This window comes from Syntrophomonas sp. UBA1041, assembly GCF_002316705.1.
GTDB lineage: Bacteria > Bacillota > Syntrophomonadia > Syntrophomonadales > Syntrophomonadaceae > DTU019.
Window position 1 is genome coordinate 82,104 of record NZ_DCEA01000071.1, and the last position, 17,724, is coordinate 99,827.

At 50.2% G+C, this 17,724-nt stretch carries 14 protein-coding genes; all 14 read right to left on the bottom strand.

The features are described 5' to 3' along the window. The coding region (locus B2633_RS11140; protein ID WP_483170734.1) for an ATP-dependent 6-phosphofructokinase at nt 1–743 on the bottom strand (743 nt) is incomplete at its 3' end. A 71-nt stretch (nt 744–814) separates the two neighbouring features. Next, on the bottom strand, nt 815–1,072 hold the full coding sequence (gene mtrB / locus B2633_RS11145; protein WP_481041195.1) for a trp RNA-binding attenuation protein MtrB: 258 nt from the start codon (nt 1,070–1,072) through the stop codon (nt 815–817). A 40-nt stretch (nt 1,073–1,112) separates the two neighbouring features. After that, nucleotides 1,113–4,496 (bottom strand): DNA polymerase III subunit alpha, encoded by a 3,384-nt coding sequence (locus B2633_RS11150; RefSeq protein ID WP_483170735.1) that lies wholly within the window; start codon nt 4,494–4,496, stop codon nt 1,113–1,115. A gap of 20 nt (nt 4,497–4,516) precedes the next feature. Next, a complete protein-coding gene (locus tag B2633_RS11155) occupies nt 4,517–4,987 on the bottom strand; it encodes a YbaK/EbsC family protein (protein WP_483170736.1) in 471 nt (156 codons plus the stop codon). A gap of 191 nt (nt 4,988–5,178) precedes the next feature. Beyond that, nucleotides 5,179–5,979 (bottom strand): CoA-transferase subunit beta, encoded by an 801-nt coding sequence (locus B2633_RS11160; protein ID WP_483170738.1) that lies wholly within the window; start codon nt 5,977–5,979, stop codon nt 5,179–5,181. Then, nucleotides 5,980–6,957, bottom strand: coding sequence for a CoA transferase subunit A (locus B2633_RS11165; RefSeq protein ID WP_483170739.1), 978 nt, complete (start codon nt 6,955–6,957; stop codon nt 5,980–5,982). Between the two features lie 125 nt (nt 6,958–7,082). Next, on the bottom strand, nt 7,083–8,231 hold the full coding sequence (locus tag B2633_RS11170) for an acyl-CoA dehydrogenase (protein WP_481041205.1): 1,149 nt from the start codon (nt 8,229–8,231) through the stop codon (nt 7,083–7,085). A gap of 22 nt (nt 8,232–8,253) precedes the next feature. Continuing rightward, on the bottom strand, nt 8,254–9,036 hold the full coding sequence (locus B2633_RS11175; protein WP_481041207.1) for a short-chain-enoyl-CoA hydratase: 783 nt from the start codon (nt 9,034–9,036) through the stop codon (nt 8,254–8,256). Nucleotides 9,037–9,088: 52 nt separating this feature from the next. Further along, on the bottom strand, nt 9,089–9,943 hold the full coding sequence (locus B2633_RS11180; protein WP_481041209.1) for a 3-hydroxybutyryl-CoA dehydrogenase: 855 nt from the start codon (nt 9,941–9,943) through the stop codon (nt 9,089–9,091). A gap of 49 nt (nt 9,944–9,992) precedes the next feature. Beyond that, a complete protein-coding gene (locus tag B2633_RS11185) occupies nt 9,993–11,348 on the bottom strand; it encodes an acetyl-CoA C-acyltransferase (RefSeq protein ID WP_483170742.1) in 1,356 nt (451 codons plus the stop codon). Between the two features lie 725 nt (nt 11,349–12,073). After that, nucleotides 12,074–14,206: a sigma 54-interacting transcriptional regulator gene (locus B2633_RS11190; protein WP_483170743.1), complete on the bottom strand. Its 2,133-nt coding sequence runs from the start codon at nt 14,204–14,206 to the stop codon at nt 12,074–12,076. Nucleotides 14,207–14,558: 352 nt separating this feature from the next. Next, nucleotides 14,559–16,676 carry a sigma 54-interacting transcriptional regulator gene (locus B2633_RS11195; RefSeq protein WP_483170745.1) on the bottom strand — a complete coding sequence of 706 codons (2,118 nt, stop codon included), beginning with the start codon at nt 16,674–16,676 and terminating at the stop codon, nt 14,559–14,561. Between the two features lie 75 nt (nt 16,677–16,751). Beyond that, nucleotides 16,752–17,012, bottom strand: a complete 261-nt coding sequence (locus B2633_RS11200; RefSeq protein WP_483170747.1) for an alpha/beta-type small acid-soluble spore protein — start codon at nt 17,010–17,012, stop codon at nt 16,752–16,754. After that, the gene (locus B2633_RS11205; RefSeq protein ID WP_483170748.1) at nt 16,981–17,706 is read right to left on the bottom strand and encodes an HAD family hydrolase; all 726 of its coding nucleotides are present in this window, start codon (nt 17,704–17,706) and stop codon (nt 16,981–16,983) included. The genes B2633_RS11200 and B2633_RS11205 overlap by 32 nt, the downstream gene beginning before the upstream one ends. Nucleotides 17,707–17,724: the final 18 nt, after the last annotated feature.

Below are 17,724 nucleotides of genomic sequence, written 5' to 3' on the forward strand. Positions count from 1 at the left end.
AAAATGCTGATCCGGGTGTCTCGACCAGTCGCGGCCAAAATCTCCTCTCTCAACTTCATAATCGGATAAACCCCCTCAGCCACAATAATAATGCTGTGCAATTTGCCGCGGTCGGTTCCGCTTTTGATTTTTTCTATGACCTGCCCGATATCCGGTTCTATTTCAGGAATAAGGATGGACTCGGCGCCACCTCCCACCCCTGAGGCCAGGGCGATTTCCCCGCAGCGCCTTCCCATAACCTCGATGATGAAGACCCGGCCGTGACTGGTAGCGGTGTCACGAATATTATTGATGGCGCTTAAAACGGTATTTACAGCCGTATCATACCCGATGGAACGGGTGTAGACCACATCATTATCAATGGTTGCGGGTATGCCTATCACCTGCAGTCCTTCGCTTTCGCCGGACAGCTCATAGCCCCCGCGCAGACTGCCATTTCCGCCGATAATGACCAAACTGTCAATTCCCAGACGGTTCAGATGTTCCCGGGCCCGGTCCCGCCCTTCATTGAGCATAAAATCCTTGGAGCGCGAGGTATGCAGAATGGTGCCGCCGCGATGAATAATATCAGCCACTGAGCCGGGAGACATCTTTCCAAATTGACCTGACATCAACCCTTCAAATCCCCGATATACGCCGTAGACATCCATGCCCTCATAGATAGCTGTTCTGACTACTGCTCTTATAGCGGCATTCATGCCCGGAGCATCCCCGCCACTGGTTAATACAGCTATGCGTTTCAAGAAGAGCCCTCCTTGCTGCTAATACGGATGGTGATAGTACAGCAGTCAAGTTTAGTAACAAGAGGCCGGGATCAAGCTTTGGGATTACTTTTACCGGCAGCGCCCCCCTCGCTGTTGGTCGTCCCGTAGCGGTGGGAAACCTCTGCCTTTCCACGCACTTTGACTGCTGACGTGTGCTCTGTGAACTGGAAAATCATAACTTCGCCTTTATCGAGTTTTTCGGTGTGATGAAATTTGGTCTCCCGCCCTCGGGTCAATCCGATAATGGTAACGCCATTTTCCAGAGCCTTAATGATAATATAGTCTTGTCCGATGTAGCCATCATTCATGCACTGTCCCTCCTACTGTGACCGGATTATCAAGCGGTGGCTATACATACCAGGAATGCCGCACTCCGGCGATCTCCAACAGTGATTGTTTAAAACCCAGGTTGGCTTCAACCCGGAATTCATCATTGAGCACCACTCTTTTCCCCGGCATATCCAAAACCACCGGGATTCCACCCGGATGCTGTTTGAGTCTGGCCAATAACTGCTTTTTGCTTGCAGCAATCTGATCGCCGTTTAACCCGATATGCATCTCGCTAATACCGGACTCCAGCTTAAATGCCTTGCGCATAACTATTTTGGGGGTTTCTTCCCGATGGTCATAATATCCCTCAATTACGAGTCCGGCATCAGCCTGGAGGACATCCATATTCTGCCTTAATGCCGAAGGAAATGCCAGGACTTCTATGCGTCCGCTCAAATCCTCCAAAAAAAACTGGGCATAGAGATCCCCTTTGCGGCTGGTGCGGCGGGCAAGATGCAAGACCATGCCGGCCAAACGCACATAGGAATCATCTTTCAGGCCGGGCAGGTCAGCGACCTGATGACTTATCAGCAAAGGCAATAGTTCGCTGTACTCATCCAGGGGATTAGCTGAGACGTAGAAACCCAAGACCTCTTTTTCCCGGGTCAGGCGTTCTTTAACCGACATCTCGCCTTTTACGACCGGAGATGGTTCATCGACCATGGTCTCACTGGGCGCGAACAAAGACATCTGCCGGCTGGCATGATCCAGTTTGAGCTGAGCCGCTATTTCCATGCACTCATCCATAATTGACAGGGCCTCTTTGCGGCTAATCCCAACGCTGTCAAAGCATCCCGCAACAATGAGGTTCTCCAGCATGCGCTTATTGATCTGAGTCAGGTCGATACGCTTGCAGAAGTCAAACAGCGATGAAAAAGGCTGCTGCTTGCGAACCCTGACCACATTTTTGACCGCGTTAATACCTACGTTTTTGATGGCTCCCAATCCGAAGCGAATACCTCCCGCAGTCACGGTGAAGTTTTCAAAGCTCTGGTTGATGTCCGGAGGCAGGATCTTTATTCCCATTCGCTGGCATTCGCGCAAATAGTAAACCACTTTATCCTGGCTGTCGATTATGCTGGTTAAAAAAGCACACATATACTCTATGGGGAAATGAGTTTTTAAATAGGCGGTCTGGTATGAAATCATGGCATAAGCCGCAGAATGGCTTTTATTGAAACCGTAGCCGGCAAAGCTTTCCATAAGATCGAACAGGTGTTGGGCCACCTGCGGTTCGATTTCATTGATTCGCGCGCCACAGACGAATTTGTCCCGCTGGGCTTTCAGCTCCTCGGGCTTCTTCTTGCCCATAGCCCGGCGTAATACGTCGGCTTCCCCCATGGAGAAATTGGCCAGGACACTGGCGATCTGCATCACCTGTTCCTGATAAAGTATCACCCCATAGGTTTCTTTCAGGATATCCTCCAAACGCGGGTCTAAATATTGGATCTCCTGACGGCGATGCTTACAATTTATAAAGTCCTCGACCATTCCGCTCCCTAAGGGACCCGGCCGGTACAAGGCGATAACGGCGATTAAATCCTGGAAACGGCTGGGGGCTAAATCTTTCAGAATGCGCCTGAGGCCATCGCTTTCAAGCTGGAACACCCCTATGGTGTCCCCCCTGGATAATAGCCTATATACCTGGGGATCATCCAAAGGCAGTCGGTCCATATCCAGTTCGACCTTTTTGGTATGCTTGATGATCTCCACCGCACGGTCAATTACCGTCAAGGTGCGCAGTCCCAAAATGTCCATTTTTAAGAGCCCGATATCTTCTACTGTTTCCTTGGTAAATTGAGTCACGGTATGACCTTCCGGGGTCTTTTGCAGAGGCAGGAGGGCGCTTAAGCTTTCCTTGCCGATAACCACCCCGGCGGCATGTATGGAAGCATGCCGGGGCATTCCTTCCAGGGCTCTGGCTGTGTCTATGATCTGCTGGGTATTGTAATCACTTTGAAAAGCCTTGACCAGATCTGCCGACACCTGCAGGGCTTTATCGATGGTGACTCCCAGTTCGGCAGGGATCATTTTGGCGATCCGATCCACTTCCCCATAAGGGATATCTAGCGCCCGCCCTACGTCACGGATAGCCGCGCGCGCGGCCATAGTGCCGAAAGTGATGATCTGCGCCACCTTGTCGGCGCCGTATTTTTCTACAATATAGCCAATCACCCGATCCCGTTTCTCGAAACAGAAGTCAATATCTATATCGGGCATGCTCACCCTCTCCGGATTAAGAAAACGTTCGAACAAGAGGCCATAGGCCAGCGGATCGACGGTGGTGATTCCCAGAACATAGGACACCAGGCTGCCTGCTGCGGAACCGCGGCCCGGTCCTACAGGCACCCCATTGTTTTTAGCCCAATTGACCAGATCCTGCACGATTAAAAAATAGGCGGCAAAACCCATTTCATTGATAACCCGGATCTCATATTCCAAACGCTCCACAGTCTCCGGAGCTGGCGAAGGATACTTTTGCTGAAAGCGCTCCCGGCTTAATGCCGCCAGGTAATCCTCCGGGGTCGATCCATCTGGAATATTATAATAAGGTAGATGAAAGGTCCCGAATTGAAAGTCGAAATTGCAGCAGTCGGCGATGGCCATGGTATTGGCGATGGCATCTGGCTGGGCTGCAAATAATTCCGTCATTTCCTGCCCGGATTTAAGATAAAACTCACTTCCCGGGAAACGCAGGCGCTGTTCATTGGTCACTGCCGTTCCTGTTTGTATACATAATAAGACATCATGTACCCGGGCATCTTTCTTCCTGATATAATGCACATCATTGGTGGCTACCAGCGGGATTCCGGTCTGCCGGCTGATATCTGCCAGGGTTTTATTGACTATTTGTTCCTCAGGCATGCCATGGTTTTGAATCTCCAGGTAAAAGCAGTTCCTGCCAAACCAGGACTGATATTTTAAAGCCAGCTCTGCAGCCTCAGTATGCCTTCCCGCCAGAATTAGCTGGGGAATCTCCCCGCCCACACAGGCCGATAAGGCTATTAAGCCTTCACTGTATTGCTGTAATAGTTCATGGTCAACCCGCGGCTTATAATAAAAGCCTTCCAGATAGGCCCTGGTGACCATCTGCACCAGGTTGCGGTAACCAGTTTCATCCCGGCACAATAAAACCAAATGGTATTGATTGGCGTCCAGGCGGGCCTCTCTGTCAAGCCGGCTGCGGGGAGCCACATAAACCTCGCAGCCGATAATCGGTTTAATTCCTTGTTTTTTAGCCTCACGATAGAAATCCACCGCCCCGTACAACACTCCGTGATCGGTGATGGCCAGTGCCGGCATATCCAATTCTTTGGCCTGGGCCACCAGGTCTTTAATGCGGCAAGCTCCATCTAACAGGCTGTATTCGGTATGATTATGCAAGTGGACAAAATTAGGCATTGCAACTTTCTCCGTCATGCTTATAGCACCATGGTAACGTCACACCAGGTTCCCCCGGTGATGGCGGTCAATTGCTCACAGCTCACCGGCACTGCGGTATTGGGCGTACCGGCCGCAGCGTAGACTACCGGGAAACGCTTCAGACTGTCATCCAAATAGATAGGCAAATCAGATTTCATAGCAAAAGGGCACACTCCTCCGACTGGAAAACCAGTGACCTCCAGAACCTCATCAGGGGCTGCCATTCGCAGCCGTGAGGAGCTTATCTGCTTCACTTTTTTGTTGTCGATCCGGGCATCGCCGGTGGAGACCACCAGCAGGTACTCGCCTTTCTTATCTTTAAGCAGAATGGATTTGGCGATCTGCGCCACTTCGGTTCCAAGAGCCTGGGCTGCCAGAAAAGAAGTGCTGGTATCCTGATCAAACTCAATCACCTTTATTGATGGATCTTTGCTGTAGAGATATTCTTTGACTTTTTCGATAGCAGACATGGTTAATTTTAACTCCTTTAATCGACTTAAACCTTTTTCATTATAACCCAAGGTTGATTCTACATGTAGGGTAACCATGGGGTTTACGTGTCGGGGGACAAAAAAGGAACGCCCCCTTTTGTCCCCCGGCTCAACAGGCAAAGGGGCTATTCCTCTCGAAATAGCCCCTGCGCAATAATTATTTTGAAGGGTTAGGGAAGGAAGATACCCTCTGGGTCCACCCTGTTGTAGAGCAGATAAATTTCTTCCTCGGTCGGTTTTTCAGTTTCACCTTTGCATCTCGAAATATTGAGGTCAAAACTGCAGTTGTCTTTGACTTGCTCGGCGGTAAATCCAGGATGAACCGTATCCAGGTAAATAACTCCGTTCTCATCGAAGCGGAACACGCCCATGTTGGTTATGACAGCAGTGGGGCCGCCTTCGGCAAATTTGCCGAACACTTCTCTGCGGTGTACGAATTCTCCAGAAGGCCACTTAGGGAGCCGCCAACCCGGCGAAGTGATGTAATCAACGTGTTCTTTAAACCTGCGTTTTTCCTGAACCATGATGAATACGGTTCTCTTGGCAAAGGAATTAATATCGGGGTTGCCGCCGCTGCCAGTGAAACGCTTCGAAGGAGCCGAATAATCACCCACCACGGTAGTGTTGACATTGCCATACTGGTCGATTTCAGCCCCGCCTAAGAAGCCAAGATCCACATAACCGCAATGAAGCTGGCCATAAAAAGCTTCAGTCAAGCCGGCTGCAATGGATGCCTGCCAGGCGCAGCGGGAGTCACCCACAGAAGCGGGTAAATCCAAAGCCCTGCCATCTACGCTGCCTGCTTCATAAATACATACCGCGTTGGGTTTATCAGTCACCTGAGCAAGCAGGATAGCCAGCATGGGCAGGCCGGTGCCGGCGAAAACTACGTCGCCATCATTTACCTCTCTGGCAGCCGCAACTGCTAATAGATCAACCGGTTTGTAATTGGTAGCATAGTTTTTCGCCATTTATCTCGTCCCCCTTTTCACCGCTGTTGAGTAACCTAAGACTGAGTTGGCTTTCAGCTTCGTCAAGCGGTTAACGCCCAATTTCTCAATGTATTCCTCATGAGAAGCGACTCCAAATATCCATTCCGCAGCCCATTGGTCAAAGGTCTCCTTGCTCTTGGAGGCAGTGTAAAAGGCCTTGATGAAATCAGCGTCTACATCGTAGTAGAACTGTGATCCAGTGGGGTGGGCCGACCAAGGCAGTTCAACCACATAATCAATCGCGTATCCCGTGGCCATATTCTTTTCCGGTTCCTGGCGGAGATAGGAGTCCGGAACGATTTCCTCAGCGATGACAATAACCTTGTCAGCTGCTTTAATGGCTTCCATGTCAACATAGCGCTGGGCAAACATCCGCACTGTACCTTCATCGCCGACTTGAGAGGCATATATTATGGCCCAATCGGGATTGGCCGCAGGCATCAACAAGATGTCACCCTTATTGTACATTTTGTCTTGAATGATGTCGTATTTTATCATTGGAATCTTGGGATTAGACCCGTCACGCAGCCCGGCTTTCTTCAAATTATCAAACTTGGGATTCAAGATGTCCGTGCCCATGGAAAGGGCAGTGGGGAAAAAGGGCAGGCCATAGGCGCCGGCCAGCAAACGTGCCACGCACTGGGCATGGCTGTAATCCTCCACTATAATTGATCCTTCAATCTGGCCCCGGGCAACCGCTTCACCCAATTTCCCATACAGCTCATGACCAACCCAGCAAGATTCCCACATCTTAATACACCCGGCGCCGGCCAGAACCTCGGTGTGAGTGCCGCCGTTTACTTCAAACAAATGCAGGTCTTTCTTACCCTGGCGAACCATCTCATAGACGAAGGCCATTGGCCGCCGCCAGATGGTGAAACCACTGAAGGTTAGGAAATCCCCGTCGTTGATTAAAGCAACCGCTTCTTTCAATGTGACTTTTTGTGGTTTACCCATTAAAGTACCTCCTCCTTGTCGTCAAATCTCTCCTCTACTGGTCGTAAATCTCTAAGTATCAACACGCCGTTGGCAGCCTTATGGGGTTTTCCCGCCCCGCAAGCGCGGGGCGGGAAATCTGTATCCTACCACTTTCCAATCACTCCACGGCCAATGATCATGCGCTGGATCTGGTTGGAGCCTTCATAGATCTGGGTGATCTTGACGTCTCTCATCATACGTTCGATGGGGAATTCGCTGCAGTAACCATATCCGCCCATCAGCTGTACACAGTTGGTGCAGACCTCCATGCTGGTGTCGGTGGCGAATTTTTTGGCCATGGAGGCTTCTGTTCCATGGGGGAGGCCGTTGTCTTTCAGCCAGGCGGCCCTATAGACAAGAAGCTGAGCTGCATCCAGAGCCGTGGCCATATCGGCTACCATGAACTGCACGCCCTGATTGGCGGCCAGCGGTTTGCCGAACTGCTGTCTCTCCTTGATATAGTTAACGGTATATTCCAGAGCGCCCTCGCCTATGCCAAGTCCCTGGGCCGCTATGGTAACGCGTCCCCCGTTCAGAAGTCCCATGGCTACCTGGAACCCGTTGTTCTGCTCACCCAGCATATTTTCTTTCGGAACTTTAACATCTTCGAAATACAGTTCCACCGTCGGTGAACCGTTCATGCCCATCTTGGCTACCGGTTTGCTCATAGTGAAACCCGGAGTGTCTTTCTCAATAGCCAGACAGGTTATGCCTCGGCCCGGTCCCTGAGTGGGATCGGTTTTTACGAAAGTGCAATAAGTGGTGGCCACTCCGCCGTTGGTGATGAATATCTTGCTGCCGTTGACCAGAAAATGATCTCCTTTGTCTTCGGCTTTGCAGCGGATGGAAGCCGCGTCGGACCCGGCATTGGGTTCGGTCAGGGCATAAGCCCCTACGATTTCGCCAGTAGCCAGAGCCCGCAGGTATTTCTGCTTAAGTCTTTCGGTGCCATATAACCAGGTGCTCATACATCCCAATCCGGTATGCACACTCATGATGACCGCAGTGGAGGCGCAAACTTTAGCCAATTCCTCTACAAAAATAGCGTAATCCAGATAGGTTGCACCGGCGCCGCCCCATTCTTCAGGAATAGGCAGACCGCACAGACCCAGATCGGCCATTTTTTTGAAAGTCACCATCGGGAATTCATGAGTCCTATCTATTTCCGCCGCCAAGGGTTCAACTTCATTTTTGGCGAATTTGCGAAACATATCTCGCATCATTAATGATTCATCACTCAGTGAAAACTCCATGTATTGTTCATCTCCTCCTCATTTATTTCCCCGTGAAGACGGCTTTGCGTTTTTCCACGAAAGCCTTCATGCCTTCTTTTTGTTCTTCGGTGGCGAAGCATACGCCAAAGATATCAGCCTCAATGGTAAGCCCGCGGTCGATGTCCACCTGCACGCCCTCATACATAGCTTTTTTGCACAAACGCACCGAGATCTGTCCGCGGCTGGCGATCTTTTTGGCCAGACCCATCACAAAGTCCATCAGTTCACCAGCAGGCACCACATGGTTGACCAGACCGATGCGCAAGGCTTCGGCAGCATCGATTACATCACCGCTATACAGCAATTCCGCCGCCATACCGGTGCCTACGATGCGCGGCAAGCGCTGTGTGCCTCCGAACCCGGGGGTAACCCCCAGGCCCACCTCCGGCTGCCCGAACTTGCCTTTATCCGAGCTGATGCGGAAGTCGCAGGACATAGCCAGTTCGCATCCTCCACCCAGACAGAATCCGTTTATAGCCGCTATCACCGGTTTAGACATGGTCTCAATCTGCCGAAAAATGCTGCTGCCCAGGATACCGAACTCGCGGCCTTCCAGTGCCGTCATCTCCAGCATGTAAGTGATATCCGCACCGGCCACAAAGGATTTATCGCCGGATCCGGTAATGACCAGGACATCAATCTCAGGGTCTTCCTGAACCAATGCCACTGCAGCCTTAATATCCAATAAGGTATCCTTGTTAAGGGCGTTCAGGGCCTTGGGGCGATTGATGGTGAGCACTCCGATTTTATCTTGTTTTTCAAGTATCACATTGGCAAACTCCATCGTTTTACCCCCCTCGCTTAATAGATTTAATCAGTTCTTTACCGGGTTAAGACTATTTACTGTAATCGAAAATGCCTTTGCCGGTTTTACGACCCAGCCAGCCAGCTTGAACATACTGCTTGAGCAGCGGGGAGGGCCGGTATTTGGGATCACCATAACCGGTGTACATTACATTCAGAATTGACAGGATGGTATCCAGGCCGATGAGGTCAGCCAGGGCGCACGGTCCCATAGGATGGTTCATGCCCAGCTTCATGATATTGTCGATGTTTTCAGCCGGGGCTACACCTTCATAAAGCTCCCACAGGGCTTCATTGATCATCACCTGCAAGACGCGGTTGGATACGAATCCGGGCACGTCTTTGCACCATACCGGCACTTTGCCCATCTTGATCGAGGCTTCCTCGATGATCTGATACACTTCGTCACTGGTGGCCAGGCCTCTGATGATCTCAACCAGCTTCATGACCGGAACCGGATTCATAAAGTGCATGCCGATGACCTGGGCGGGCCGCTTAGTGGTGGCAGCGATTTGGGTGATGGGCAGCGAGGAAGTATTGGTGGCCAGAATAGCGTGGGCCGGCGCAATGGCATCCAGCTGTTCGAAAACCTTTTTCTTAATGTCAAAATTCTCAACAATGGCTTCAATAATCAGGTCGGCATCGGCCGCATCGTCCAGAGTGGTGGAGGGTTTCAGCCTGCCCATTATGGCAGCCATGTCTTCCTCGGTTCTTTTGCCTTTGGATACATCGCGTTGAAGGTTTTTAGCGATGTTGGCCAAGCCTTTGTCTACCAGTTCCATATTAATATCATAAAGGACGGTATCCCATCCGGTCTGAGCTGATACCTGGGCAATGCCGTTGCCCATTTGTCCAGCGCCTATAACCATTACCTTTTTAATCTCCACAAAATTCGCCTCCCTTGATATTTCAATGTTTATTGCCTGATACTAAAATTTATGGTTCAACCTTGATCAGCATGGCATCGCCTTGAGCGTGGCCGGAGCAAATGCCGCACACCCCGTAGCCGCCGCCGCGTCGTTTTAATTCATATCCCAGAGTCATAAGAATCCTGGCGCCGCTGGAGCCTATGGGATGACCGTAAGCAATGGCGGAGCCGTTGACATTTACCTTGGCCACCATGTCTTCCTTACTCATCCCCAGGATTCCCATGCAGCTTACCAGAACCACGGCGGCAAAAGCCTCATTGGCTTCAACCAGGGTAATATCATCAGGGGTGAGGCCGTTTTGTTCCAGAACCTTCTTGATGGATAGGCCGGGAACAGTGGCGATATCCTTGGTCCACTGCGAGACCTCGGCATAGTCGATTATGGTAAATAACGGCTTTAAGCCGAGTTCGTCAGCTTTTTCACGGCTCATCAGCATCACTGCCGAACCGCCGTCATTGACACCCGGTGCATTGCCTGCGGTGACACTCCCCGGGCCGCCGGTAACCGTACTCTTGTGGTTGAACACCGGAGGCAGCTTGGCCAGGTTCTCAATGGTGGTTCCAGGACGAGGTCCCTCGTCTTTGCTCATGACTTCTTTGCCTCTTTTGATTTCCACCGGGAAGATCTCATCATCGAGGCGGCCAGCTTCCATAGCATCAACAGCCCGGGTCTGGGACAGATATGCCCACCAATCCATGTCTTCTCTGGGAATACCGAATTCATCGGATACCTCTGAGCCATGAATAGCCATGTGGCGGTTGTAGAAAGCATCCCACAATCCGTCATACACCATCAGGTCTACCAGCCTGCCATTGGGAAGCCCCATACGGCCGCCAAATCTTTCATCAGGGAGAGAATAGGGGCAGTTGGTCATGCTTTCCATACCACCGGCGATGACAATATCTCCGCGGCCTAATTTAATGAACTGCACACCCAGGTCAATGGTTTTGATGCCGGAAGAACACACCTTGTTTATGGTAATAGAAGGAACTGACTCCGGCAGCCCTGCCAGTATAGTAGCCTGACGGCTGGGCACCTGCCCCACCCCGGCGGGAACAACCTCACCCATGTAGACATAATCAACGTCTTCACCTTTTACCTTGCCTTCCACGCGGCGCATGACTTCTTTGATGGCCAATGCACCTAACTGCGGCGCATCATATTCTTTTAATTTGCCGCCAAATACCCCGTATGGAGTACGGGCCGCAGCCACGCACACTACCTCGCGCAGCTTGGCATATGGATTATCCAGCTTGCGTCCCATTCCAGAGAAGTCTGGTTTTCTTTCCCCAAAGCCGGTAATTGGCACCTTTTTCGGATAATCAGCCCTTTTCATCTCTAATTTCTGTACAAAATCTGACAAATTGGTTGCCTCCTTTACTCATCATTTGACTATTCTGTCTCTAACCAAGCTGTTTGGCTTTCATAACAAACGCGGAAAACGTCCCCACCTCTAAATTTGCATCCCTCCCTCCTTTGGGTTGACTTCAGCCGCTATTTCAAAAGATGAATCCTGTCTTCACCGGTGCTGACCCCTAACTGCCGGGGCCCATAGGCCCCCGGACAGTCAGGCCAATATATGAACGGCTTGCGATACTGGCTTTTAATTGTTGACGGCTGCGGCTTTTTATCTATATAAGTCAGTCATTTTAAAAAGGGGGGTATTGCCTTCGGTGATAAACCCTTATCGCTACATTTATCACCGGCAGGCAATACGATTAAAAAATCATAAGAGGAAAGTTGGGTAACTGAGAGTCGTAAAACTACCTGCCTGAACCTAATCAATGCAACTTGTATGCCATCGCCAAAGCGAGACCGCCTCACAAGCCCGGCCAATGCGGGTATACATGGTCTACCAATAATTTTTCGCAGAGCAAAACGAAAGGAGAAAGTCGAGAGACCCGTTGCATGGATGCAACGGGTCTCTAAATCTACCAATCCTTTTTATTCATTTATATTACTGTCAGTGTTGCATTACTGCGGTTGTTATCCCGGCTCGGGTTGCGGTCCTGTCCGGCAGCAAGCCCCTATATTCCTGTAATCTGGCCGTGATTATGATAAAACTGTTGCATTCGCGCAGCAGTTGTTTCAGGATTGCAACAAGCGTGGGGAAATCATTTGCCCGGAAGTGATCCCATATTTAGCCGCTTTGCGCACGATTGTGGAAGCGTCCACTTTAAGCTCTGCAGCCATTTGGCGCGTAGTACGATATTTGGCATAGGCCTGTTGCAGGATCTGCTTCTCCACACTTTCTACCGCATCCTTGAGCGGAATAATGCCTGACACGGTGATCTGCGAGGAATTATCAGACAAGGCTGCCGGGGCCTCATTGGTGATGTGCACCGGCAAATCCTGCCAGTTCACAACGTCACCGGGGGTAATAACGATCAGTCGTTCGATCAGATTCTCCAGTTCCCTTACGTTGCCCGGCCAGTCATATTCCATAAAAATTTCGATTACCTCCGGGGCAATGCGTTTGGTAAGCTGGTATTTCTGATTGAAAATCTGCACGAAATGCACCACCAGGTTGGGAATATCATCCTTGCGCTCCCTTAATGGAGGCACATAAATGGGCAGTACATTAAGGCGGTAATATAAATCACCGCGAAACTGCTTGTTTTGTACCATTTCCATTAAATCGCGGTTGGTTGCAGCCACAATGCGCACATCTACCTGAATCGGCGTTGTGCCTCCCACCCTGGTGATCTCCTTGCTCTGCAATACCCGCAGCAATTTTACCTGCAGTCCCAAGGGCAGCTCGCCTATTTCATCCAGAAACAGGGTTCCTCCCGAGGCCAATTGGAAAAAGCCCGGTTTGCCCTCTTTTCTGGCGCCGGTAAAGGCGCCATTTTCATAACCGAACAGCTCGGATTCCAGTAGGGTTTCGGGAATAGCGCCGCAGTTCACCTTAATAAAAGGCCCTTGATGACAAGGGCTGTTTTCGTGAATGATCTGGGCGATCAGTTCCTTGCCGGTACCGGTTTCTCCGGTTATCAGAATGGTTGATTCCACCTGGGCGATGCGCACCACCATATCAAGCATTTTTCGCATCTCAGGCGAATTGACCACCAACCGCTCCGGGGCGGCGTATCTCATGCGCAGGGAGCGCAATTCACTTTCATAATGCTGGGTCAAACCCTGAGCCCGTTCCAACTTCTCATTCAATATATTGAGTTCAGTGATGTCCCGTACATTACACACCACCCTGAATATCTCACCATTCTTATCAAATACCGGGTTTCCAGTCGCCAGGGTAATCTTGCCGGTCTTATAATTCTGTATGATGGTCACCGGTTCACGCCGCTGTAATACCAATTTGGTCACCGATTCCGATACAATGCCTTCCTTTTCGATGTCATCCACATTGTGGCCGAGAAATTCATGCCCATTGATACCGCTTATCATCTCGAAGGCTTTGTTCAAGCGCAGGGTAATGCCTTGCCCATCGCTTATATAAAGGCCGTCAAAAGAGGACTCGATAATGGCGTCAAGCTCCTCATTGAGTTCCTTAACATAGTGCAATTCCCTGGAGATCTTCTCCAGTTCCGAAGGATCCTGCAAGACCGCTACCGCGCCAATAATCTTATTATCTTTGATTATCGGACTGCGGTTGGAGACAAACTCGCGCCCTCGCAAGGTTATCTTCTGCATCAATTCAACCTGGCCGGTTTTCATGACCTCCATAAGGCGGCTGTTAGGCAATACATCCAAAATGTGCTCCCCGATCACCTCCGCTCCCAAACCCAGCAAACGCTCGGCAGAGCGGTTAAATACCTTGATAATACCATTCTCATCCACTGATATGATCATATTGTGAGTGGAATCAATGATAGCATCCAGCTCACTGGATATATTCTTGTAAGAATTAAAGAAGGCGTTGGCGATATCACCCCGGGTTAATATCCCCACCACCCTGCCGCCCTGATCCACAACCGGAAGGCGTGGTACGGACGGCGAGACCACATCCTCAAAATCATCGTCGGGCTGCCCGGTGAAAACCTCACGGGTCATCAACTCGACGACCGGGGATTGAAGGTCTAAGGACTGTTTTATAGCCTTGTAGATGTGCCCTTTGGTGAACAGGCCAATCAATATGCCATCTTCGTCTACTACCGGCACCCCGTCTATCTTATTCTCCATGAATAACCGGATCACTTCACAGATGGAACGGTCAGCCCTTACGACGATGGGATCCGCAGTCATAATTTCTTTGAGTTTCACTTATATTCACCTCGGTCTTTATCCCGAAAGACTTATTCTATTATGCTGTTACATGCAAAATACGTACCTATCGACTGCGGCCGTCCAAATTACTGCGCATAATATCACCTGCTCTGCTATAGTTGATGGCATACCAATTATTGCTGTTGTTCGTAATAAAATAGCCGGTGTTGCGCTAATGCAACACCGGCTATAGAAGTTGTCAGGCACAGGACCTCCTTGATTTTTATAATCAAGAAAATCAAATACACAACCCGATAAAGGATGATTTAATTCCATGACGTTCGTCTAAAATAGTGATGATTCGACAATGCTGCACTGCCGCAACACTTGTTGCGCCAATGCAACGCCGCTATTTGCTGTTGGAGGGCGGTGAAATACCGTATTTAGCCGCCTTTCTTACAATTGTTGATACATCCACCTGTAATTCACGAGCGATCTTACGAGCGCTCCGGTATTTGACATAGGCCTGCTCGAGAATTTGTTTTTCCACGCTTTCAACGGCATCCTTGAAAGGAATGATGGCCGAAACCGAGACTGGCGAAGCCGGGCTATCAGCATCGGGGACACCCTCGGGAAGCAGATGAGCGGGCAGATCGTCCCCGGTTATGACATCACCCGCGGTAATGACCACCAGCCGCTCAATAAGGTTTTCCAGCTCGCGTACGTTGCCGGGCCAGCTGTGCTCCATAAAAATATCAACTACTTCGGGAGATACCCTTTTAGTCAGATGGTATTTCTGATTGAATGCCTTCATAAAATAAGCCACTAGATTGGGAATGTCATCTTTGCGCTCCCTTAGAGGGGGAACATATATGGGGAGCACATTGAGCCGGTAATAGAGATCGCCACGGAAAGTTTTGTTTTTAACCATTTCCATCAGATCGCGGTTGGTAGCCGCGATAATGCGCACATCCACACTAAAGGGAGTGGTTCCGCCCACTCTGGTTATCTCCTTACTCTGCAACACCCTCAAAAGCTTTACCTGCAAGCCTAGGGGAAGCTCGGCAATTTCGTCCAGAAACAGGGTGCCGCCGGTTGCAAGTTCAAAATAACCGGGTTTGCCTTCTTTGCGCGCACCGGTAAAAGCACCGCCTTCATAGCCGAAAAGCTCGGATTCGAGGAGATGTTCAGGTATGGCTCCACAGTTTATCTTGAGATAAGGCCCTTTACGGCAGGGGCTGTTTTCATGGATGATCTCTGCAATAAGTTCCTTGCCTGTGCCTGATTCACCGGTAATCAATATCGTGGAATCCACCTGCGCCACCCTCAAGGCCATCTCCAGCATCTTACGCATCGGCACTGAATTGGCAACTAAACGCAGGGGGCTGGCATATTTAATGCGCAGACTGCTGAGCTCGCTGGCATAATGCTGTGACAACCCTTGCATTTGCTCAAGCCGCTGTTTAAGCATATTTAATTCGGTGATATCACGCACGTTGCAGACCACTCGGATGATGTTGCCGTCTTTATCGAAAACCGGGTTTCCAGTGGCCAGAGCAGTTCTTCCGGTTTTGTATTGTTGAATGATGGTGCATGTGTCCCGGCGTTCCAAAACCAGTTTAGTAACCGACCGGTTCACTACCCCTTCGGCTTCGATATCCTCCACACTTCTGTCGATGAATTCATCAGGCTTGACTCCGCTTATCATCTGAAAGGCTTTGTTCAGGCGCAGGGTGATGCCATTGCCGTCAGTGATATAGAGTCCATCAAAAGACGATTCAATAATGGCATCCAATTCTTCGTTCAACTCTCGCACAATCTGCAATTCCTTGGATATCTTTTCAATTTCGGAAATATCGTGCAATACCGCTACCGCACCGATGGTTTTGCCGTCTTTGACGATTGTAGAACGGTTGGAGATGAAATCCCGGCCCGCAATGGTGATCTTCTGCAGTAGTTCCGCCCGGCCGTTCCTCATCACATCCAGGAGTCCGCTGTTGGGAACCACTTCTAAAATGGGCCTGCCGGTCACATCCTCAGCCTTAAGACCCAGTATCATTTCGGCGGCATGGTTGATAACCTTGAGGTTCCCATAGGTATCTATGGATATGATCGCGTTATGGGTGGAATCAATAATGGCGTCCAACTCACTGGAAATATTCTGGTAGGAGTTGAAAAAAGCGTTGGCGATGTCTCCTCTGGTCAACATGCCAACCACTTTATTATGATAGTCTATAACCGGCAAGCGCGGCACCATCGGGCTGACCACCGTCTCAAATTCGTCCTCCGGGTGGCCGGCAAAAACCTCCCTGGTCATCAGGGAATCTACCGTAAGGCCACTATCGATGGAAACCAGCGCAGCCCGGTAAATGTGGCTTTTGGTGAAGAGCCCGATCAGCTGGTTGTGCTCATCAACTACCGGGGCGCCGTCTATCTTGTTTTCAATGAAGATCCGCAGAACTTCGTTCAAGGTCTGATCAGGCCTCAATACAATCGGATCCCTGGTCATTATTTCGTTTATTTTCATGGTTTTACCTCAATTATGGTGGTGCGGGGCGATCAATTACACTTCCTTCAGAATCGCGTTTTCCCGGTTAAACAGTCAAGACTTGGACCCATTTCTCAGCCGTTTACTCATCAGGCCGCCTACTTTACCGCACACCGCATTGCTCAGCGATTCCCAACCTTCATTTTGCACTTGATCCCAAATGCCGATCTCTTTGGCTATTTCTATTTTCAGCAGGTCTTTTTCGGTCAACACCTTGGTTTTTCTATTCTTGGCAGCTATATCGTATTCCTCCTTAAGCTTGACTGTCTTGAGGTCGTATCGACTAACCGGCTTCCAGGCAGAACCGGGCCGCAAAGGGCAGAAAGTCGCGCATCATGCCCCTCCAGTCGGGTTTTAAGCCGGTGCCGCCCGGATCAATCAAATGGTCTTCCACCAGATAGGTTTTCATACCCAGCTTTTGAGCAACCATGTCCTCACCGATATCGTTTCCCACCATTAAACAATCCTCGGGCTGTACTTGAAGCTTGTCGCAAATCTCCTGGTAATATTCCAGATGGGGTTTACAAAAATGCATTACCTCAAAGGAAGTGATAAGGTGAAAAGCGGCTGGATTCAAGCCAGCCCAGGCGATGCGCTGCTCCAGTGCTGTTAAAGGGAATACCGCATTAGTGGCAACAGCTATCTTGACCTTTTTTTGCGCAAGAGCTTGCATCAGCTCGGGCACACCTGCAACCGGTTGGCACAAAGAGCGCAGCCGCGGGAAACCCTCGCGGTAAAAATGATCAAAAAAGGGTTCAAAATCAGCCCGCGGATGCGGCCAGAAGCTGAAGAAATCGTTCATAAACACGTCTTCATTGGTGGCAAGGGGATCACGGTTGGCAATCATGACCCCGGTGGATTTGAACACCTGCTCCACTAGCTCGCGGTGCTTTTTATAACCCGATTGTGCAGCCATTTCAGCCATGGTTCTAAAATAGTACTGTAAAAACTCGTTCATATCGATCTTTAAAAGGGTGCCATCCAGATCGAATAGAATAGCTTTGAACATTATACCCTCCTGACGTAT